At 61.2% G+C, this 21,358-nt stretch carries 12 protein-coding genes, 3 pseudogenes and 2 riboswitches; of the genes and pseudogenes, 7 read left to right on the top strand and 8 right to left on the bottom strand.

From position 1 onward, the window contains the following. Positions 1–45: 45 nt before the first annotated feature. Positions 46–894 (bottom strand): transporter substrate-binding domain-containing protein, encoded by an 849-nt coding sequence (locus AB4O12_RS06725; RefSeq protein ID WP_041478710.1) that lies wholly within the window; start codon positions 892–894, stop codon positions 46–48. A gap of 458 nt (positions 895–1,352) precedes the next feature. On the opposite strand from AB4O12_RS06725, the gene AB4O12_RS06720 reads away from it, so the two are divergent. After that, positions 1,353–1,784, top strand: coding sequence for a thioredoxin family protein (locus tag AB4O12_RS06720; protein WP_460060955.1), 432 nt, complete (start codon positions 1,353–1,355; stop codon positions 1,782–1,784). A gap of 135 nt (positions 1,785–1,919) precedes the next feature. Here AB4O12_RS06720 and AB4O12_RS06715 read toward each other — a convergent pair whose 3' ends face one another. From AB4O12_RS06715 to cobW, 5 genes and pseudogenes are all read right to left on the bottom strand, one after another. Beyond that, a complete protein-coding gene (locus tag AB4O12_RS06715; protein ID WP_460060953.1) occupies positions 1,920–3,479 on the bottom strand; it encodes a TerC family protein in 1,560 nt (519 codons plus the stop codon). Positions 3,480–3,836: 357 nt separating this feature from the next. Next, positions 3,837–4,529, bottom strand: coding sequence for a vWA domain-containing protein (locus AB4O12_RS06710; protein ID WP_460062405.1), 693 nt, complete (start codon positions 4,527–4,529; stop codon positions 3,837–3,839). Continuing rightward, positions 4,502–5,513 (bottom strand): annotated as a pseudogene (locus tag AB4O12_RS06705) (ATP-binding protein). Before AB4O12_RS06705 ends, AB4O12_RS06710 begins: the two are co-directional and overlap by 28 nt. 216 nt (positions 5,514–5,729) lie before the next feature. After that, positions 5,730–9,577, bottom strand: a pseudogene (gene cobN, locus AB4O12_RS06700) (cobaltochelatase subunit CobN). Between the two features lie 3 nt (positions 9,578–9,580). Further along, positions 9,581–10,645: a cobalamin biosynthesis protein CobW gene (cobW, locus tag AB4O12_RS06695; RefSeq protein ID WP_460060950.1), complete on the bottom strand. Its 1,065-nt coding sequence runs from the start codon at positions 10,643–10,645 to the stop codon at positions 9,581–9,583. 99 nt (positions 10,646–10,744) lie between these two features. Further along, positions 10,745–10,956, bottom strand: a riboswitch (cobalamin riboswitch). An 890-nt stretch (positions 10,957–11,846) separates the two neighbouring features. Further along, positions 11,847–12,065: riboswitch (cobalamin riboswitch) on the top strand. 123 nt (positions 12,066–12,188) lie between these two features. Between cobW and AB4O12_RS06690 the strand changes: the two genes are divergently transcribed. From AB4O12_RS06690 to cobM, 4 genes are all read left to right on the top strand, one after another. Beyond that, complete coding sequence (locus AB4O12_RS06690; RefSeq protein WP_016774486.1) at positions 12,189–12,386, top strand: CbtB domain-containing protein; 198 nt, start codon at positions 12,189–12,191, stop codon at positions 12,384–12,386. An 11-nt stretch (positions 12,387–12,397) separates the two neighbouring features. After that, a complete protein-coding gene (locus AB4O12_RS06685; protein ID WP_460060946.1) occupies positions 12,398–13,099 on the top strand; it encodes a CbtA family protein in 702 nt (233 codons plus the stop codon). Next, entirely contained in the window at positions 13,096–13,509 is a 414-nt protein-coding gene (locus tag AB4O12_RS06680; protein ID WP_122507089.1) for a cobalamin biosynthesis protein, read from the top strand. The genes AB4O12_RS06685 and AB4O12_RS06680 overlap by 4 nt, the downstream gene beginning before the upstream one ends. 78 nt (positions 13,510–13,587) lie before the next feature. Beyond that, positions 13,588–14,334 (top strand): precorrin-4 C(11)-methyltransferase, encoded by a 747-nt coding sequence (gene cobM, locus AB4O12_RS06675; protein ID WP_460060942.1) that lies wholly within the window; start codon positions 13,588–13,590, stop codon positions 14,332–14,334. 143 nt (positions 14,335–14,477) lie between these two features. Here the strand turns inward: cobM and nfuA are convergent, their stop codons facing one another. Both nfuA and AB4O12_RS06665 read right to left on the bottom strand, forming a co-directional pair. After that, positions 14,478–15,062, bottom strand: a complete 585-nt coding sequence (gene nfuA / locus AB4O12_RS06670; protein WP_003225494.1) for a Fe-S biogenesis protein NfuA — start codon at positions 15,060–15,062, stop codon at positions 14,478–14,480. Positions 15,063–15,166: 104 nt separating this feature from the next. Then, positions 15,167–17,462, bottom strand: a pseudogene (locus AB4O12_RS06665) (fatty acid cis/trans isomerase). A 155-nt stretch (positions 17,463–17,617) separates the two neighbouring features. Between AB4O12_RS06665 and metH the strand changes: the two are divergent. Next, the gene (gene metH, locus AB4O12_RS06660) at positions 17,618–20,524 is read left to right on the top strand and encodes a methionine synthase (protein WP_460060940.1); all 2,907 of its coding nucleotides are present in this window, start codon (positions 17,618–17,620) and stop codon (positions 20,522–20,524) included. Next, a complete protein-coding gene (locus tag AB4O12_RS06655; RefSeq protein WP_460060938.1) occupies positions 20,448–21,329 on the top strand; it encodes a vitamin B12 dependent-methionine synthase activation domain-containing protein in 882 nt (293 codons plus the stop codon). Before metH ends, AB4O12_RS06655 begins: the two co-directional genes overlap by 77 nt. Positions 21,330–21,358 lie beyond the last annotated feature (29 nt).

The following is a 21,358-nucleotide window of genomic DNA, read 5'->3' as shown; positions in this document are numbered from 1 at the left end:
CAGTACCTTGAGCGGGGCGACTGAAATCGCCCCACTCTCACGGGATCATTTGAATTCGACTGGAAAACCGATCGCGGGCGACGGCAGATCGACACCGAACCATTGCTTGAAGGAGGCGGCGTAGGTCGGGAACTCAACCCCGGTCATGGCCTCATGCAGCGCGGTGTTGACGAAGTTCAGCCAGTCCTGATCGCCACGTTTGACTGCGCAGGCGTAAGTCTGCGGGCTCCAGGCATAGCTCGGGCTGCGGTAGCGGCCCGGGTTCTGCACCATCAGGTATTTGACCGAGGACTGGTCGGTTGCGGCGGCATCGGCACGGCCAGAGTTCACTGCCTGATACATCAGGTCAACGCTGTCGTACTGATCGACCTTGGCCTTGGGCAATGCCTGATGCACCAATTCTTCGGCGTACACGTTCTGCAGCACCGCAACGGTAACGTCATCGCCCGCCGCCTGCAGGTCTTCGATTTCCTTGTACTTGCTGTTATTCGGCAACAGCAGGCCGACGCCTTCACGGTAGTACGGCAGGGTGAATGCCACTTGCTGGGCGCGGCTCGCGGTGACGGTGATGAACTGGCAGCTCATGTCGACCTTGTCGGTCAGCAGGTTGGGGATACGCGCATCGGACGACTGCACCACGAACTCGACTTTACTCGGGTCGTTGAACAGTCCCTTGGCCACCATCCTGGCGATGTCGATATCGAAACCCTGCAACTTGCCGTCCGCGCCCTGAAAGTGCCACGGCGCATTGGTGCTGCCGGTGCCCACGATCAACTTGCCACGGGCGAGAACACTGTCGAGCTTGCTGTCGGCCGCCTGGGCCAGACCCATGACCGAGGAAGAAGCCGCAAGGACAAAAACACACGCTTTGAACAACGAAGGATGGCGACGCATGGCAAGCACTCCAGAATTGTGTTTATTCCGCTATACCGGAACACGGTTTGTTACTACGGAATAGACAGCAGAAAGTGTGCCACAGGAATCTCGCGAAATCTGTAACTGCGTTGAACGCTTTTGGAATCAACAAGATATGTTTCGTGGACCAAAGGGTTTGGCCCGACCAGGAGCGAAGGAAACACCTGACAAAGCCAGGAAAGGGGTAATGCGTTCCCAACTTGGGTCAGATCGCGCCGTTGTGGTGCGAATCAGGGTGACAGTTGAGCAAAACCCGGTATCAGCGCTTTAGCGCCTGCCTGTAGACATCACCACCCTGCCGTTTCGCGACGGCTATCACCGTGACGACAGCACTTCTCGTGGTTACGCAGTCCACCTGTAATTTCTGACAGTAGACCCCGACATGCCTACTCCTTTAACGTCAAGCAACCTATCCGCTCGTTGAAAAGGACCCTTCGATGAACGTCACCAACACAACTTCCGCGCTGGCCCCGGTTTACCGCAAAGCCCTGAAAACCTGGCGTCCGGTCATTCTTTATTTCGCCAATGAACACTGCCCCGCCTGCGAATGGGCCGGGCCGATCTTTCGGCAGATTGCCGAGCCTTACCGACTGCGCGCCAACATCTATATGCTCAACACCAGCCAATCGCCCAAGCACCCGAATGTCACGGGCACGCCAACAGTGCTGTTCTATAAAAACGGCAGGCTGCTGAAAAAGCTCAAAGGTATCGGCACTGAAGAAACCCTCGCACGGGATTTCGCCGTGCACATCGGCAAGACCAAAGCCCCCTTTGCCGCGCGTAAACGGAAGCATGATCTGCCTTGGCTGCGTCAGACACTTCGTACTTTGCGTACCGTCCCACATGGGCGCCTACGGAGGATGTACTGAACGAGCCTCCTCAGAGGTATGGAGTGCCTGCCAAATTGCCTTCGCGAGCAGGCTCGCTCCCACATTGACCGCGTTGCAATGTGGCAGCGAGCTTGCTCGCAAAGAGGCCGGCACAGCTTTTAGAAAACGCAAGTATTACGCGGCAGCGCGCTCCAGCAACACCCGCGTCACCCGCCGCTCTTCCACCGCTTTGACAGTCAATTGCCAGCCCTCGTATTCCAGTTGATCGCCGGTCATCGGCAAGCGATCCAGCAGACTCATCACCAACCCGGCCATGGTCTGATAGTCCTCCGTCGGCTCGGCATCGAAGCCGGTACGCTGGCGAACGCGAGCCAAGGGCAGCGCGCCGCTGACCAGAAACCCGCCGCGCTCTTCGACCACGTCCGGGCCTTCGATTTCGCTGGCATCGGGTAGTTCGCCAGCGATCGATTCGAGGATGTCGGTCATGGTCAATACGCCGACGAAATCGCCAAACTCGTTGACCACGAAAGCGATGTGGGTCGAGGCCGCGCGCATCTGCTCCAGGGCATTGAGGATGGAATAACTGTCGAGCAGATTGATCGTCTTGCGCGCCAGATGCTCAAGGTTCGGCTCATTGCCGGTCAGATACTCCTTGAGCAATTCCTTCTTGTGTACGAAGCCGAGCGGCTCGTCCACCGCGCCATCGCGAATCAACGGCAAGCGCGAGTAGGACGAATGCATCAAATTCGTGCGAATGGTTTCGGCGTCATCCGCAAGATCAATCAGGTCAACGTCGGCGCGCACCGTCATCAGGTTGCGAATCGGCCGCTCCGCCAATTGCAGCACACCGCTGATCATCACCCGCTCACGACGGTCGAACAGCTCGGCCACCGGCGCTTCACCGTTGTCCAGCAGGTCGGAGATTTCCTCGCCAACCTCCTCCGCCGCCAGTTTGCGCCCGCCGAGCAGACGCATCACCGCATGGGCCGTGCGCTCACGCATCGGCCGCACGCCCTGCATCGAACGTTTGCGCCGCGCCCGGGCGATCTGGTTGAAGACTTCGATCAGGATCGAAAAACCGATGGCCGCGTACAGATAACCTTTCGGGATATGGAAGCCCAGACCTTCGGCGGTCAGGGCAAAACCGATCATCATCAGGAAGCCCAGGCACAGCATGATCACGGTCGGGTGCGCGTTGACAAACCGGGTCAGCGGCTTGCTGGCGACGATCATCAGGCCGATGGAAATGATCACGGCGATCATCATCACCGCCAGTTCATCGACCATGCCCACGGCGGTAATCACCGCGTCGAGCGAGAACACGGCGTCGAGCACCACGATCTGCGCCACGATCGGCCAGAACAGCGCGTAGGTCGTGTTGGTCGAGCGCTCGCCGACGTGGCCTTCGAGGCGTTCATGCAACTCCATCGTCGCTTTGAACAACAGGAACACGCCACCGAACAGCATGATCAGGTCGCGGCCGGAGAAGCTCTTGTCGAACACCTCGAACAACGGCTGCGTGAGCGTAACCAGCCAGGAAATGCTCGCCAACAGGCCCAGACGCATGATCAACGCCAGCGACAAGCCGATGATGCGCGCACGATCACGCTGATGCGGCGGCAGTTTGTCGGCAAGAATTGCGATGAACACCAGGTTGTCGATACCCAGTACCAGTTCCAGCACGATCAGAGTCAACAGGCCTAACCAGGCCGTGGGATCCGCTAACCATTCCATAAAACGTCTCGATCTCTCTACAGTGAATTCAGGCGGCCGGACACGGCGAAGTGCAACGCGAAGGCTCAAGGGCCGCGTTATCAACCATAGTCGGGAGTCGGAAGACGGGATGCTGCGAATGGATCAAGACCGCGCAATATTGCGCTGGAGAATGCTGACTGGGAGGCTCCGAGAGGGTGTTCATGTAGATCCTGAATGAAAAATGGCCTTCGAGCGTACAGGGTCGACTGGTCCGCTCCACAGCGGTAAATCATTTCAAGATCTGTATGAATCAATGTAACCGAAGATTTTCAGCGTTGCCGAAAAAGCCTTCGCGAGCAGGCTCGCTCCCACAGGGTGCGAGCGGTGCGGCGGATTTCAGCGTGGACCCAGCTCATCGATATGCTGATACTGCGCTTGCAGCGCGGTCGCCAGATCCTTCGCCCGGCCCAGTCGAATCGGCCCGCGCTCGATGTCGATCAGCAATCCCGGACACGCCAGCACTGGCAACGCCGACAGTTCTTTCACGCGACCATCGGTCACGATCAGACAGCGTTGCTGTTCGGCGGGAAAGCGCTTGCGTCTAACCGTCAGCCATTGCTGCGCCTGCTCCAGCGCCGCGAGCAACGGCGTGCCGCCACCAGCGCCCAGGCCGGCGAGCCAGGTGCTCAGGCCGCTTGAGGCCTTCAAGCCTTGCACCTGCCATTTCGGCGCAGAACCACTGGCGGTCAGCAACGCCAGCCGCGCCCGCTGGCGGTAAGCATCGTCGAACAACTGCGCGAGCAGGCCCTTGGCATCGCTCAAGGCCTGATGGCGACGGGTCGAAGCCGACGCGTCGACGATCACCAGCCAGACTTCATGGGGCGAACGGGTACGCTGTTGAAACAGCAAATCAGCGCGACGCTGAGGGAGGCCATTGAGCAGCGTGCCCGGCCAGTTCACCGAACCGCTGCTGGCGCTCTGGCGTTGGCCCTGACGACCGTTATCGAGTTGTCCGGCACGGGGTCTGGCATTCGCCCCCGCGTCGGATCGGGGGCGAATGCCTAGGGCTTTTTTGCCTGTGGCGGCCAGCTCGGAACTTCGCGGCGGGCACCGGTGGCTTGCGCCGTTGCCGGCATCTCGCCCCACTGGCCCTGGCCTTCGCCGGATTTGCTGTCTGTGCCTGACGGAGATTGCGCTTGTGATTGGGCGCTGGATGAAGGTTGTTCGCGACGGCGATGGCGCAGGGCAAATTCGGCCACCGCGTCGATATCCTCTTCAGCAATCGCATCGGCCCCACGCCATGCCGCATGGGCGCGAGCCGCGCGCAACCAGACCAGATCAGCGCGCAAGCCATCGACGCCGGCGGCGAAACAACGCTCGGTAATCAACGCCAATGCCGCATCATGCAGCGGGATGGCTGCCAAGCGCTCGCGGGCGCTTTCACAGCGCGAACGCAGGATGTGTTGCTCGCTCGCCCACTGCGCGCAGAACCCTTGTGGATCGCTGTCGAAATCCAGCCGCCGGCGAATGATCTGTCCACGTTCGGCGGGCGCGGTGTGGCCGCTGAGGGCAACGTTCAAGCCGAAGCGGTCAAGCAGTTGCGGCCGCAGCTCGCCCTCTTCCGGGTTCATGGTGCCGATCAGAACGAATTTCGCCGAATGCCGATGGGAGATGCCGTCACGTTCGATCAGGTTGGTACCGCTGGCGGCGACATCGAGCAGCAGGTCGACCAGATGATCGGGCAGCAGATTGACTTCATCGACGTACAGCACGCCACCGTCAGCCTTGGCCAGGACCCCGGGCGAAAACTGCGCGCGACCGCCGCTCAGGGCAGCGTCGAGATCGAGGGTGCCGACCAGGCGCTCTTCAGTTGCGCCCAATGGCAACGTGACGAATTGGCCGCTGGCGAGCAGATCCGCCAAGCCCCGGGCCGAGGGTCGACTTGGCCATGCCGCGCGGACCTTCGATGAGTACGCCGCCGATTTTCGGGTCGATGGCGGTCAGGCACAGGGCGAGCTTCAAGTCATCGGCGCCGACCACGGCGGAGAGCGGGAAATGCGGGGTGTCGGTCATGGGTTTCTCTTTCGTGGTCGTGGATGGTCGTGACGTTGTGGTGTGTCAGTTGTTGCCCTCACCCTAGCCTCTCCCAGAGGGAGAGGGAACAGACCGTGATGGCCTCTCGAGTTCTGTCGACGTGATGCATCGGGTCGACGCAAATTTCGACAGCGCTAAAAATCGGCCACTTCTCCCCTCCGGGAGAGGGCTGGGGTGAGGGTAGCTTTTTAGCGGCTACATATCTTCCTCGATATCCAACAGCAAATTCTCCAGCGCTTCTTTATAAGCCCCCGGCTCCTGCCACATCCCGCGCTGCTGCGCTTCGAGCATGCGTTCGGTCATGTCGCGCAGCGCATGGGGATTATGCTCACGAACAAAATCCCGGGTCGCCGGATCGAGCAAATATGCCTCCGCCAGCAACGCGTACTGATGGTCGTCGATCAACTGCGTCGTCGCATCGAAGGCGAACAGATTATCAACCGTCGCCGCCAGTTCGAACGCGCCTTTGTAGCCGTGACGCTTGATTCCGTCGATCCACTTCGGATTCGCCGCGCGCGAGCGCACCACGCGGTTCAATTCTTCCTTTAAGGTACGAATCTTCGGCAGATCCGGCTGGCTGTGATCGCCGTGATAACTGGCCGCCGCTTCGCCACGCAGCGTTTCCACCGCAGCGAGCATGCCGCCCTGGAACTGGTAGTAATCGTTGGAATCGAGCAGGTCATGCTCGCGGTTGTCCTGGTTTTGCAGCACCGCTTGCACCTGGCTCAGGCGCTGGCTGAATTGCGCACGGGCGGCCGTGCCCTCGTCGGCACCGCCGTAAGCATAGGCGCCCCAGTTCAGGTAGACCTCGGCGAGGTCTTCGCGCGACTGCCACAGACGTCCGTCGATAGCGCCTTGCACACCGGCGCCATACGCCCCCGGTTTCGCGCCGAAGATGCGCCAACCGGCCTGACGCCGCGCGGTATCCTCATCGACGCCCGATTGCACTAACGCCTCGCGTTCGGCACGCACCTTGGCGGCGAGTGGGTTCAAGTCATCCGGCTCGTCCAGTGCGGCCACCGCTTGCACGGCGGCGTCGAACAGGCGGATGAGATTGGCAAACGCATCACGGAAAAACCCCGAAACCCGCAGCGTCACATCGACTCGCGGACGATCGAGCAGGCTCAGCGGCAGAATCTCGAAATCATCCACGCGCTGACTGCCCGTGGCCCAGACCGGACGCACGCCCATCAACGCCATGGCCTGAGCGATGTCGTCGCCGCCGGTGCGCATGGTTGCGGTGCCCCAGACGGACAAGCCGAGGTGGCGCAAGTGATCGCCGTGATCCTGCAGGTGTCGTTCGAGAATCAGCGTTGCCGACTGGAATCCGATGCGCCACGCGGTGGTGGTCGGCAGATTGCGCACGTCCACCGAATAGAAGTTGCGCCCGGTCGGCAGCACGTCGAGGCGGCCACGGCTGGGCGCACCGCTGGGGCCGGCCGGGACGAAACGACCGCTGAGGGCGTCGAGCAGACCGCGCATTTCGGCGGGGCCGCAAGCGTCGAGGCGCGGGGCGACGACTTCGCGCAGATGGTCGAGTATCGAATCAACCTCAGCCCAACCCGCCCCTTGTGGGAGCGAGCCTGCTCGCGAACTCGGTGTGTGATTCAACAATGATTTACCTGACGCACCGCTTTCGCGAGCAGGCTCGCTCCACAGGGGACATTCAGTGCTTGGAAGATCAGGTCTGCGGCGAAGAGTTCGAGGCGTTCGCGGGTGTCGCCGGCGGTGCGCCAGACTTCTTCGCTGATGGCCTGCAACTCGATCGGACACGGGCCATTCCAAGGATCGGCCAATGCACAATCCAAGGGGTCGAAGCCCAACTCAAACGCCTTGGCCAACGCTCGCAACAAGCTCGACTGCGCGCCTTTACCGTCACCGCGCGGGATGCGCAGCAACGCCAGCAAGGTGTCGATACGCAAGCGCCCGCTCGGCGATTCACCAAAAATGTGCAACCCATCGCGAATCTGCGATTCCTTCAGATCGCACAGATAAGTGTCGAGACGCGGCAACCAGATCGCCGCATCGGCATCGCTGTCCAGCGCTGCATCCAGTTGCAGCTCGCGGTCGATCTGCGTGTCCCGCACCAATTGCAGAATGTCGCGCTGCAACTCGCGGGCACGGCGCGGATCGAGCAGTTGCGCCTCGTAATATTCGTCGGCCAGCAACTCCAGATTGCGCAGCGGCCCATAGGTTTCGGCGCGGGTCAGCGGTGGCATCAAGTGGTCGATGATCACCGCTTGCGTGCGCCGTTTGGCCTGGGCACCCTCGCCCGGATCGTTGACGATAAACGGATAGATATTCGGCAACGGCCCGAGCAACGCATCCGGCCAGCAGTTTTCCGACAGCCCAACCCCTTTGCCCGGCAACCATTCGAGATTGCCGTGCTTGCCGACGTGGATCACGCCGTGGGCGCCGTAGGTGTTGCGCAACCAGAAATAGAAGGCCAGATAGCCGTGCGGCGGGACCAGATCCGGGTCGTGATACACCGCGCTCGGATCGACCTGATAACCGCGGGCCGGCTGGATGCCGACAAAGGTCAGACCGAAACGCAGACCGGCAATCATCAGCCGACCGTCGCGACACATCGGATCGTTGTGTGGCGATCCCCAGCGCTCGAGTACCGCGGCGCGATTCGCCTCCGGCAACGCATTGAACATTGCCAGGTAATCGTCCATCGCCAGGCTCTGCTGGCACGGGCGCAGATCGAGACTGTCGAGGTCGTTGCTGACACCACCGAGCAGTTGCTGGATCAGTTCGGTGCCGCTGTCGGGCAACTCGGCCGTGACCGGATAACCCTCTTCGCGCAACGCGCGCAGGATGTTCAGCGCCGCCGCTGGCGTATCGAGGCCGACACCGTTGCCAATGCGGCCGTCGCGGGTCGGGTAGTTGGCGAGGATCAGCGCGATACGTTTTTCGCCGTTCGGCACGCGTGCCAAAGCGACCCAGCGCCGCGCCAGTTCGGCGACGAAATCCATACGTTCGGGCTGAGCGCGATAGCAGACCACATCGGACTGGCTGCGCTCGCTGCGCCAGGCCAGATCCTTGAAGCTGATCGGTCGGCTGATGATGCGTCCATCGAGTTCCGGCAACGCAATGTGCATCGCCAGATCACGTGGTCCGAGGCCCTGCTCGCTGTCGCGCCAGCCGGGCTCGTTGTCCTGGGCGCAGATCGCTTGAATCACCGGGATGTTGCGGCGAAACGGGCGCAGATGCGGCGCCTCGGGACTCGATTGGGCAAAACCGGTGGTGTTGAGAATCACCCCCGCCTCGACTTCATCCAGCCAGTCCTCGACCACCGACAAGCAACCGGGTTCTTTCAGACTGGCCACCGCGATCGGCAGCGGATTGAGCCCGGCTGCCTGCAAACGCTGACAGAACACATCGATGAACGCCGTGTTCGCCGCCTGCAAATGCGAGCGATAAAACAACAGCGCCGCCACCGGTTGACCGGGCAGCCATTCGGCTTGCCAGTCACTCAGGGCAGCGCTGTTTTTCTGTGGGTGATAAATCGCCGTGCGCGGCAGGGTTTGCGGCTCGTTCCACGGGTAATCGCGGGCGAACCATTGGTCGCCCAGACAACGGAAGAAATCCAGCGCATTGCCCATGCCGCCCTGACGCAGGAATTGCCAGAGTCGATCGCGCACGTCGGCGCTGACCGTGCTCAAGTCACTGAGCTCGGGGTCCGGGCGGTCATCGCCGGGCACCAGAATCAGTTGCACGCCGCGTTCGGACAACTCGACCAGCCGCTCGACACCGTAGCGCCAATAGGCAATGCCGCCATGCAGGGAGATCAGAATGACCTTGGCGTGGCGCAGCACTTCGTCGACATACAGATCGACCGAGGCATGATTCTGCACCTGCATCGGGTTGGCCAGACGCAGGCTCGGATAGTCATCGGGCAGTTGCTGCGCAGCCTCCGCGAGCAGCGCCAGGCTGGAATCGCCGCTGCACAGGATCACCAGCTCGGCGGGGGTTTGTCCGAGGTCGGCAATGTTGTCATCCGAGACGAATCCGCCGGGCTGGGTCCTGAGCAGGTGCATGGCTTAAACGCTGAGCGCAGCGCGCAATTGCGCTTCGAGTTGTGCCGCATCAAGCTCCTGACCGATCAGCACCAGACGCGTGACGCGCGCTTCTTCGGCGCCCCACTGACGGTCGAAATGCTTATCGAAACGCGTGCCCACGCCCTGGATCAACAGGCGCATCGGCTTGTTCGGAATCGCCGCGAAGCCTTTGACCCGCAGGATGCCGTGCTGCACCACCAGTTGCGTCAGCGCGTCGAGCAGCAAGCTTTCGTCGGCTTGCGGCAATTCGATGGAGATCGAATCGAAGGCGTCGTGATCGTGGTCGTCGTCATCACCGTCGTGATGGTGATCGTGGTGACTGTGGCGGCTGTCGATATGCTCCTCAGAGCCGGCGCCGAGGCCGATCAGCACGTCCAGCGGCAGGCGGCCATTGCTGGCTTCGATGATTTTTACCGCTGGCGGCAGCTCTTCGGCGACTTCAGCACGCACCCGTGCGAGATCTTCCGCGCTGGTCTGGTGAGCTTTGTTGAGGATCACCAGGTCAGCGCTGGCCAGTTGATCGGCGAACAGTTCATGCAGCGGCGACTCGTGATCAAGGTTCGGATCGAGTTTGCGCTGGGCATCGACCTGATCCGGGAACGCGGCGAAGGTGCCAGCAGCGACGGCCGGGCTGTCGACCACGGTGATGACTGCATCGACGGTGCAGGCACTGCGAATTTCCGGCCACTGGAAGGCTTGCACCAGCGGTTTTGGCAGGGCTAGGCCCGAGGTTTCAATAAGGATGTGGTCGAGATCGCCGCGACGGGCGACCAGCTCGCGCATCACCGGGAAGAATTCTTCCTGCACGGTGCAGCACAGGCAGCCGTTGGCCAGCTCATAAACGCGGCCGCTGGCCTCTTCTTCGGTGCAGCCGATGGTGCATTGCTTGAGGATTTCACCGTCGATGCCCAGCTCGCCAAACTCGTTGACGATCACCGCGATGCGCCGGCCCTGAGCGTTGTCGAGCATGTGCCGCAGCAGCGTGGTTTTGCCCGAACCGAGGAAACCGGTGACGATGGTGACGGGGAGTTTGGCCAGTGTTTTCATCGGTATGCCCTTTGGCAAGCGGCGGGCATACGGGACGAGAACCGGCAGCGCGCGTGCACGCCGGAAGCATTCGCCACCGGATCACCCCGCCCGGTTGTAGTGAGAATCTGTGACGAGGCAGGTCTCCTGGCTGACGGCGTTCAGGCGTTGGGCCTGGCGTCCATTGCGCCTTCCCGCTGGCTCATCGGTTGAGCTGGCAGTGGCGTGGCAACGAACATCACCGTTCACAGTTGCGGGGGCAGCCGCGGCTTTGACCGCGTTCCCTTCTTAGCTTCGGCAAGTGCCGAAGAACCTCGAAAGCGCAAGGCTACGCATGGGTCCGTCGTGGGTCAATGGTCGGTGAGTCTGAAACTGGGGGTATATCCGTTGCTGCGGTAACGGCTTCTTATGGTTTCGCTCTTACAGCGAGTCCCTTTTTCAAACGCCAAAAAGGAACCAAAGGCTTTGCCCCGGCGTACGGCCCGCTCGCTGGGGCTCGGGGTACCTTCGTTACGGGACCGATCCGGGCGCAGCGGCTACGGTTTGCTTCGCTGCACCTCCTTCCGCTGTGTACGACTGCGTCGTACGGTCGCTGCGCTCCCACCCCCGGATCGATCCCGTAACGAAGCCTGCCGAAGGGGCAAAAGATCAAAAGCCAGAGCAAAAGCAAAGGCAAAGGCAAAAGCAAAAGATCGCAGCCTTCGGCAGCTCCTACAGTTGGATCGCGTACCACCTCAAGAACAGGTCGGCTGTCAGGCCGCCTTCGCGAGCAGGCTCGCCTACAAAGCAAACGCAAAGCAGCGCAGCTGCCCGCGGCGAAGCCGCCCCACTCAACAATGAGCGCAAGCTCGAGTGCTCTTGATCTTGATCCACCGGCGACGTCGGAAGGCTGAGTGGAGGGATTGATCCGGGCGTGGGAGCGCAGCGACCGTACGACGCAGTCGTACACAGCGAGTGTAGGTGCAGCGAAGCAAACCGGAGCCGCTGCGCCCGGATCAGTCCCGGAGCGAAGGAACCCGAGCCTGCGAGGGCCGAACGTAGGAGCAAGCCTTTTTGGGTACTTTTTCGGCGTTTGGAAAAAGTGCCTCGCCGTAAGGGCGAAACCGTAATCAGCAACACCCGCAGCAACGGATATACACACAAAAACACCCGAAAAAAAGCCCCCCCCCCGCAGCAACGGATCCGCCCCCGGAAATTGACTAAAAACCCAAACCCATGTTCTCCTGCACACCTTGTTACGGGTGCCCTTCACAGGGTGAAACGGGAAACCGGTGAATCATGTGCTTTACTCAAAGCCATGTCAGTCCGGTGCTGCCCCCGCAACGGTAAGCGAGCGAAGCGTCAGATCCACTGTGCCCCGGCATGGGAAGGTGATGCTTGCAGGTCGGCGACCAGCCAACCCCTCGCGAGCCCGGAGACCGGCCCGCAACACCCAGCGCGCGCAAGCGCCGCTGAACACAAACAAACCCGCGGTGGGCGGGCGCTGTTCGAAATCCCTGCGTGCCCGGCCCGCAGGGATTTTCATGCGCTCTGTTTACCCGCTGACATTTCAGAGGGAAGCGCTATGTCGATCATCAGTAACACCGTCAGCCACACTGACCACATCTCCAGCAGCACCACACTCGGCCAACGCGTCGCCGCCGCCCTCTTCGCCTCGATCCTCGGTGCCAGCCTGGTCTGGTTCGCCGGTTTCTCGCACATCGAAGCGGTGCACAACGCCGCCCACGATACCCGCCACAGCGCCGCGTTCCCGTGCCACTGAGGCCTGCCGAAATGATCAAGCGTATCGCGCAAACCGCAGGCTTCACCGGCTTGCTGGCCGCCCTGCTGCTGACCCTGCTGCAGAGTTTCTGGGTATCACCGTTGATTCAGCAGGCCGAAACTTTCGAGAAATCCGAACCGGTCGCGCAAGTCCACGAACACGCCGCCGGCACCGCCGCCCACAGCCATGATGGCGAAGCCTGGGAGCCGGAAGACGGCTGGCAGCGTGTGGTCTCGACCACTGGCGGTAATCTGGTGGTAGCGGTGGGTTTCGCCCTGATGCTCGCCGGTCTTTATACCCTGCGCGCGCCGACCAAGACCTCGCAAGGGCTGCTCTGGGGTCTGGCCGGTTATGCCACGTTCGTTCTCGCGCCGACCCTGGGCCTGCCACCTGAGTTGCCGGGCACAGCCGCCGCCGATCTGGCCTCGCGGCAGATCTGGTGGATCGGCACTGCCGCTTCGACCGCCGTCGGTCTGGCACTGATTGCCTTCAGTCGTCACTGGCTGATGAAGCTTCTCGGTGTGGCGATTCTCGCCGTGCCGCATGTGATCGGCGCGCCGCAACCGCAGGTGCATTCGATGCTCGCTCCAGAGGCACTGGAAACCCAGTTCAAAATCGCTTCGCAGCTGACCAACGTCGCGTTCTGGCTGGCCTTGGGCCTGATCAGTGCATGGTTGTTCCGCCGCAAAAGCGCAGGCCCATATCAGGCATGACCGATGACCGCGCAGCGCCGACCCTCGTGGTCGGCCTCGGCTGCCAGCGGGGCTGCCCGGCCAGTACGTTGCGTGCGTTACTCGATCAAGCGTTGCAGGCGCACCGCATCGAGCTGCGAGCGGTCAAGGCTTTGGCGAGTATCGACCTCAAGCGCGACGAACCGGGGTTGCTGGAACTGGCCACACAATTGAACCTGCCGCTGCAGTATTTCAACAGTGCCGAACTGGCGCCCTATCAGCAGCGCCTCAGCCATCAATCGCAGATCGCCTTTGAGCGCACCGGCTGCTACGGCGTGGCGGAAAGCGCCGCGCTGGCGCTCGCCGAGCAACTGATTCAGGCGCCGGCGAAACTGCTGATCCACCGGCAGAAATATGCGCAGGCCACGCTGGCATTGGCCGGCGCTGCATAAAATCCCGATAATCCCCGCCATCGATCATGAGCACGCTTCATCTGCAGTGTGCCTGCGCCTCTTCACAAGGATTCAACGATGACCGTCTACTTCATCGGCGCCGGCCCCGGCGACCCGGAACTCATCACCGTCAAAGGCCAACGGCTGATTCGCAGCTGCCCGGTGATCATTTATGCCGGCTCGCTGGTACCCGCAGCGGTGCTGGAAGGTCATCAGGCCGAAATCGTGGCCAATAGCGCTGAACTGCATCTGGAACAGATCATCGATCTGATCAGGACTGCCCATGCCCAAGGCCAGGATGTGGCCCGTGTGCATTCCGGAGACCCAAGTCTGTACGGCGCGATTGGTGAGCAGATCCGCTACTTGCGTGAGCTGAACATTCCTTTCGAGATCATTCCGGGCGTAACCGCGACGGCGGCATGCGCAGCGCTGCTGGGCGCCGAGTTGACCCTGCCGGACATTTCGCAAAGCGTGATCCTGACCCGTTACGCCGACAAGACCGCGATGCCCGCCGGCGAAGAACTGGCGAGCCTGGCGCAGCACGGCGCGACCATGGCCATTCATCTGGGGGTCAATCATCTGGAAAAGATACTGGTTGAACTGCTGCCGCATTACGGCGCGGACTGCCCGATTGCCATTATTCACCGCGCGACATGGCCGGATCAGGACTGGGTGGTAGGTACATTGGCGGACATTGCCGCAAAGGTCGAGGCCAAAAGCTTTCGGCGTACGGCGCTGATTCTGGTCGGGCGGGTGCTGGGCAGCGAGGTGTTCAGCGAGTCTTCGCTGTATCGCGCCGGGCATGCGCATCTTTATCGGCCTTGAAGACGCCTTCGCGAGCAGGCCCGCTCCCACAGGTCATTGCATTTCAATGTGGCAGCGAGCCCGCTCGCGAATGGGGCGGCAAAAGTTGCCCATAAAAAAACGGCGCTCACGGGGCGCCGTTTTTCATGATCGCAGCGAACACCTTAGTAGTAGGCGTTTTCTTTCTGCGTGTGGTCGGTCACGTCGCGAACGCCCTTGAGCTCCGGAATGCGCTCGAGCAAGGTGCGCTCAATGCCTTCTTTCAAGGTTACGTCAGCCTGGCCGCAGCCCTGGCAACCGCCGCCGAACTGCAACACGGCAATGCCGTCCTCGACAACATCGATCAGGCTGACCTGACCGCCGTGACTGGCCAGCCCCGGGTTGATCTCGGTTTGCAGGTAATAGTTGATGCGCTCGTTGACCGGGCTGTCGGCGTTGACCATCGGCACCTTGGCGTTTGGCGCCTTGATGGTCAGCTGGCCGCCCATGCGGTCGGTGGCGTAATCAACGACCGCGTCATCAAGAAACGCTTCGCTGAAGGAATCGATGTAGGCGGTGAAGCTTTTCAGCCCCAGCGCGGTGTCTTCAGGCTTCTCTTCGCCCGGCTTGCAGTAGGCAATGCAGGTTTCGGCGTACTGGGTACCAGGCTGGGTAATGAAAACGCGGATGCCGATGCCCGGGGTGTTCTGCTTGGAGAGCAGATCAGCCAGGTAATCATGGGCGGCGTCGGTAATGGTAATAGCGGTCATAAAAACTCCTCGCAGGCGTGGGCGCAGTTTACGCCAATCGGCGCGGCTGACAAAGTCCTAGTATTTTTGTCGGGAAAGAATCCCGGGCACACGCCTGCGAATACTCAAAGATTCTCGTACCGGTTCATATCCAGCACGCCCTCTTCCACCGGGTCGGTTTCATGGATGTACTGGCTCAGATCGTGGAAATACAGCCAGAACTGCGGATGACTGCGCCGAATGCCCCAGCGCTCGACGATCTTTTCGAACCGATTGGCATCCCTGGCATTCTCCATCGCATCGACAAACGCCGGCACCTGCTCGGCCGGGACGTTGAACATGAAATTCGGGTAACTGGTGAGTACGCCCGGATAGACAGTCAACGTGTCGAGCCCCGGCTGATAGCGCAGCGACTCACCGAGCAAAAACGCCACGTTGCTGTGGGCGCGGTTGCGCAGCACGCTGTAGACCTCGCGCTTGCCACTGGCGGTTTCAACGCGCAGCAAGGTCGCTTCGGGCAACTGGTCGATGACTTTCAACCCTGCGGCCGGGCGCGAGGCCAGACGGCTCAGGGCCTGCTCGGCATCCTGCAACGCCGGATCGATATTCGGTCGCGAGCAATAAGCGCCGTCGCAGCGATTGATCGGGTCTGGCCGCGCGTTCAGATCACCGTAGCGCGCCAGCAACTGCATGGCGAAATCATGTTTCGGGTCTTTTTCGTCGAGTTTCAGCGCGGTCGGTTTGTCGTCATCGATGGCCTCGTAATCGAGCCACATCTTGAACTGGCCGCCGTCCTGGTACCAATCGTTGAGGTAGTCCTCGCGCGAGTCGGCGGGCATCAGGCGCAGGAAGTTCTGCTCCGCGCCGTTACGGATCAGATCGAAATACAGACGGGTCTGCGCCTGATGGGAAACGTTGCCGAACACGTCGAAATTGACCGCGAGCTGGTAATAAGTGCGCTCCAGCAGCGGATAGTCGAACAGCCACATGGTTTGCGGCACCTCACCGATAAGCCCCTTGGTCACCGAAGCGCTGTCGAAATGGCGGAAAATGCTCAGCAAGGCGTTGTCGTTGCCGGCCCACAGCGTCGACCAGCTCGGCGCCGGCAGATCGGCATAGCTGTCACGGCGCAGTGCCTCGTATTCGTTGCGCTTGTCGCGATAGTTGCGCCACAGACTCAGCACGCTGCCGACATCGTCGTTCTGCCCCGGCATCGCCAGCAGCGGCGTGGCCTGGCCGCGGTAGTTCGGGTCGGTGATATAGAGATCATGTTCCGGCGCCTGGAACAGCGCCCAGAAGTTGTCGCGGATCACGTCGGTCGCGATCTGCCCACGGCACACCGGGCCGCGAATGAAGGTGCGGACGAAGTATTCGGCGTTATCGAGCATGAACTGATAGCGCGCCTGCGCCGGAATCGCTTCGAAAGTGGCAAACGGATTGGCACGGCTTTGCGGGCCGTAACCCGGCAGCGCGTTGACCTGCCAGTTGCCGCTGTAGAACAGGCTTTTGATCCGGGCCATTTTCGCCGCGCTCAGCGGATAAGTGATGTGCGTCTTGTGCACGATCACCCCTTGCACCGGCCACATGCGGTAATACACCTGCGTGCCCGGGTCGTCGTTGGGGCGGCGAGTGGCGATCAGATCAATCGGCTGGCCGCTCGGCGTGCGCGAACGCACCCACTGGAAATAATGCCCCGGCTCACCGTCCTTGAAATAGATGTGCGCCAGATACCAGTGCTCGAACAGCCAGCGCCCGACCAGACTTTGCCGAGCACCGGGAGCATTGAGCAGGTTCTCCCACTTGCAGGATCTGCATGGCCTCTTTGGCAGTCGGCGCCAGGCTCTGCTCATCAATCGGCGCGCCAGACGCCAGCCAGCGCTGCAAGGTCTGGTATTGCTGGTCGGTCAGACCGGTGACGGCCAGCGGCATACCCTCTTTCGGGTGCGCGCCGGCATATCCGTCGAACTCCGCAGGCATTGCGCATAGATTGTTGCGATTGAGCCCAAGAACGATCTCTTCTGGCAGTTTGGCGTTCGGCGTCAGCGGCGTCTTGTGGCCGAGTTCAAGCATCCGCGCCATCAGCGCGGCCTGACTGCCCTGGGCATCGAGTACCGAATAGAAGTCTTTCTGCTGCCAGGCGCGCTTGCCGAAGGCGTCGTAAAACAAGCGCGTGGTCGGTGCAGCCTGGGTGCGTTCGCCGTCATATACCGGCATCTTGCTCGCGCCACGGGCGGCGCCTTCGCCACTGCCGAGATTGAGCTGACAGGCCGAGTCATAGCACGCATGGCAGGCTACGCACTTCTCGGTGAAGATCGGTTGGATGTCCCGGCTGTAGGAGATGGAAGAAGAAATGGCGGGATCTTGCGCCGCAACGCTCCCGCTCAGGACCAGCAACCATAAACTGATGAAGCGGTGCGGCATGCTGCTGATCTCGATGATAAAAAAAGGCTGCGATTCTACCGTTATGACGCTCGTACCAACATGAGCGATATTCATGCAAAAGCTGCACATGCTCCAAAAGCGCACAGGTTTGCTATGATCGCGCTCCTTCGTAATGGTCTTTCCGAGTAGTCCTCATGTCCGATCGCAGCGTCCGCCTTCAAGCTCTCAAGCAAGCCCTCAAAGAGCGCATCCTGATTCTCGACGGCGGGATGGGCACGATGATCCAGAGCTACAAGCTCGAAGAACAGGATTATCGCGGCAAGCGCTTCGCGGACTGGCCGAGCGACGTCAAGGGCAACAACGACCTGCTGGTGATCACCCGTCCGGACGTGATCGGCGGTATCGAAAAAGCCTATCTGGACGCCGGCGCCGACATTCTCGAAACCAATACCTTCAACGCCACGCGCATTTCCATGGCCGATTACGGTATGGAAGAGCTGGCGTACGAGTTAAACGTAGAAGGCGCACGTCTGGCGCGCAAGATTGCCGACGCCAAGACCGCCGAAAACCCGGCCAAGCCGCGCTTCGTGGCCGGCGTGCTTGGCCCGACCAGCCGCACCTGCTCACTGTCGCCCGACGTCAACAACCCCGGCTACCGCAACGTCACCTTCGATGAGCTGGTGGAAAACTACACCGAAGCCACCAAAGGCCTGATCGAGGGCGGCGCCGACCTGATCCTGATCGAAACCATTTTCGACACCCTCAACGCCAAAGCGGCGATCTTTGCCGTGCAAGGTGTGTTCGAAGAGCTGCACGTCGAATTGCCGATCATGATTTCCGGGACCATCACCGACGCCTCCGGCCGAACCCTGTCGGGGCAGACTACCGAAGCGTTCTGGAACTCGGTAGCGCACGCCAAGCCGATTTCCGTAGGCCTGAACTGTGCCCTCGGCGCCAGCGAACTGCGCCCGTACCTGGAAGAGCTGTCGAACAAGGCCAGCACCCACGTTTCGGCGCACCCGAACGCCGGCCTGCCGAATGAATTCGGCGAGTACGACGAACTGCCCTCGCAAACCGCGAAAGTCATCGAAGAGTTCGCCCAGAGCGGTTTCCTCAACATCGTCGGCGGCTGCTGCGGCACCACCCCGGGGCACATCGAAGCGATTGCCAAAGCTGTGGCCGGTTATGCGCCGCGGCAGATTCCGGACATCCCCAAGGCCTGCCGCCTTTCGGGTCTGGAGCCGTTCACCATTGATCGCAGCTCGCTGTTCGTCAACGTCGGCGAGCGCACCAACATCACCGGCTCGGCAAAATTCGCCCGCCTGATCCGTGAAGACAACTACACCGAAGCCCTCGAAGTCGCGCTGCAGCAGGTCGAGGCCGGCGCGCAGATCATCGACATCAACATGGACGAGGGCATGCTCGATTCGAAGAAGGCCATGGTCACCTTCCTCAATCTGATCGCCGGCGAACCGGATATCTCGCGCGTGCCGATCATGATCGACTCGTCGAAATGGGAAGTCATCGAAGCCGGCCTCAAGTGCATTCAGGGCAAGGGCATCGTCAACTCGATCAGCATGAAAGAAGGCGTCGAGCAGTTCATCCATCACGCCAAGCTGTGCAAGCGCTACGGCGCTGCGGTGGTGGTGATGGCCTTCGACGAAGCCGGCCAGGCCGACACCGAAGCGCGCAAGAAAGAGATCTGCAAACGCTCCTACGACGTTCTGGTCAACGAAGTCGGCTTCCCGCCGGAAGACATCATCTTCGACCCGAACATCTTCGCCGTCGCCACCGGCATCGAAGAGCACAACAACTACGCCGTCGACTTCATCAATGCCTGCGCCTACATCCGCGACGTGCTGCCGTATGCGCTGAGCTCCGGCGGCGTGTCCAACGTGTCGTTCTCGTTCCGTGGCAACAACCCGGTGCGTGAGGCGATTCACTCGGTGTTCCTGCTCTACGCGATCCGCGCCGGGCTGACCATGGGCATCGTCAACGCCGGTCAACTGGAGATCTACGATCAGATCCCGGTGGAGCTGCGCGACGCGGTCGAAGACGTGATCCTCAATCGCACCCCGGACGGCACCGACGCCCTCCTCGCCATCGCTGACAAGTACAAGGGCGACGGCAGCGCCAAGGAAGCCGAGACCGAAGAATGGCGCAACTGGGACGTCAACAAACGTCTGGAGCACGCGCTGGTCAAGGGCATCACCACGCACATCGTTGAAGACACCGAAGAATCCCGCCAGTCGTTTGCGCGGCCGATCGAAGTGATCGAAGGCCCGTTAATGTCCGGCATGAACATCGTCGGCGACCTGTTCGGCGCCGGCAAAATGTTCCTCCCGCAAGTGGTGAAATCCGCGCGCGTGATGAAGCAGGCCGTGGCGCACTTGATCCCGTTCATCGAACTGGAGAAAGGCGACAAGCCGGAAGCCAAGGGCAAGATCCTCATGGCCACAGTCAAGGGCGACGTGCACGACATCGGCAAGAACATCGTCGGCGTGGTGCTCGGTTGCAACGGCTATGACATCGTCGACCTCGGCGTGATGGTCCCGGCCGAGAAGATCCTGCAGGTCGCCAAAGAAGAAAAGTGCGACATCATCGGCCTCTCCGGCCTGATCACCCCGTCGCTGGACGAGATGGTCCACGTTGCCCGCGAAATGCAGCGTCAGGACTTCCATCTGCCACTGATGATCGGTGGCGCGACCACCTCCAAGGCGCACACTGCGGTGAAGATCGAGCCGAAGTACAGCAACGATGCCGTGGTCTACGTGACCGACGCCTCGCGCGCCGTCGGCGTGGCGACACAGTTGTTGTCCAAGGAACTCAAGGCCGGTTTCGTCGAAAAAACCCGCCCTGGAATACATCGACGTGCGCGAGCGCACTTCCAATCGCAGCGCCCGCACCGAACGCCTGAGCTATGCCGCCGCCATCGCCAAGAAGCCGCAATTCGACTGGGCCAATTATCAGCCAGTGAAACCGACCTTCACCGGCAGCAAGGTGCTCGACAATATCGATTTGAACGTGCTTGCCGAGTACATCGACTGGACGCCTTTCTTCATTTCCTGGGACCTGGCCGGCAAGTTCCCGCGCATCCTTGAAGATGAAGTGGTCGGTGAGGCCGCCACTGCGCTGTACAAGGACGCCCGGGAAATGCTCACCAAGCTGATCGACGAAAAGCTGATCAGCGCCCGTGCGGTGTTCGGTTTCTGGCCGGCCAATCAGGTCAACGAAGACGACATCGAGCTGTACGACGATAACGGCAAGCCGTTGGCCAAGCTGCATCACTTGCGCCAGCAGATCATCAAGACCGACGGCAAGCCGAACTTCTGCCTCGCCGACTTCGTTGCGCCCAAAGACAGCGAAGTCACCGACTACGTCGGCGGCTTCATTACCACCGCCGGCATCGGCGCCGAAGAAGTGGCCAAGGCTTATCAGGACGCTGGCGACGACTACAACTCGATCATGGTCAAGGCCCTCGCCGACCGCTTGGCCGAGGCCTGCGCCGAATGGCTGCACCAGCAAGTGCGTAAAGAACACTGGGGTTACGCCAAGGATGAAACCCTCGACAACGATGCACTGATCAAAGAGCAATACCGTGGCATCCGCCCCGCTCCCGGCTACCCGGCCTGCCCGGATCACACCGAGAAAGCGGCACTGTTCACCCTGCTCGATCCAGAGGCTGCGGAAATGCGCGCCGGGCGCAGTGGCGTGTTCCTCACCGAACACTACGCAATGTTCCCCGCCGCAGCGGTCAGCGGCTGGTACTTCGCCCATCCGCAAGCGCAATACTTTGCGGTGGGCAAGATCGACAAGGATCAGGTGCAAAGCTACACCGCACGCAAGGGACAGGATCTGAGCGTGACCGAGCGTTGGCTGGCGCCGAATCTGGGTTACGACAGCTGATCGGGCCGCGGACCTGGGAGCGCCCTGCT

Source organism: Pseudomonas sp. S2_A05 (assembly GCF_054668485.1).
This window is presented reverse-complemented; position numbering and strand designations above follow the sequence as displayed.

Bases quoted from the DNA above. Each gene is read 5' to 3' on its own strand.
- AB4O12_RS06685 (WP_460060946.1), top strand. From the start codon at position 12,398: ATGATCAAGCGTATCGCGCAAACCGCAGGCTTCACCGGCTTGCTGGCC.
- AB4O12_RS06715 (WP_460060953.1), bottom strand. From the start codon at position 3,479: ATGGAATGGTTAGCGGATCCCACGGCCTGGTTAGGCCTGTTGACTCTG.
- AB4O12_RS06690 (WP_016774486.1), top strand. From the start codon at position 12,189: ATGTCGATCATCAGTAACACCGTCAGCCACACTGACCACATCTCCAGC.
- AB4O12_RS06725 (WP_041478710.1), bottom strand. From the start codon at position 894: ATGCGTCGCCATCCTTCGTTGTTCAAAGCGTGTGTTTTTGTCCTTGCG.
- cobW (WP_460060950.1), bottom strand. From the start codon at position 10,645: ATGAAAACACTGGCCAAACTCCCCGTCACCATCGTCACCGGTTTCCTC.
- AB4O12_RS06680 (WP_122507089.1), top strand. From the start codon at position 13,096: ATGACCGATGACCGCGCAGCGCCGACCCTCGTGGTCGGCCTCGGCTGC.
- nfuA (WP_003225494.1), bottom strand. From the start codon at position 15,062: ATGACCGCTATTACCATTACCGACGCCGCCCATGATTACCTGGCTGAT.
- cobM (WP_460060942.1), top strand. From the start codon at position 13,588: ATGACCGTCTACTTCATCGGCGCCGGCCCCGGCGACCCGGAACTCATC.
- AB4O12_RS06720 (WP_460060955.1), top strand. From the start codon at position 1,353: ATGAACGTCACCAACACAACTTCCGCGCTGGCCCCGGTTTACCGCAAA.
- metH (WP_460060940.1), top strand. From the start codon at position 17,618: ATGTCCGATCGCAGCGTCCGCCTTCAAGCTCTCAAGCAAGCCCTCAAA.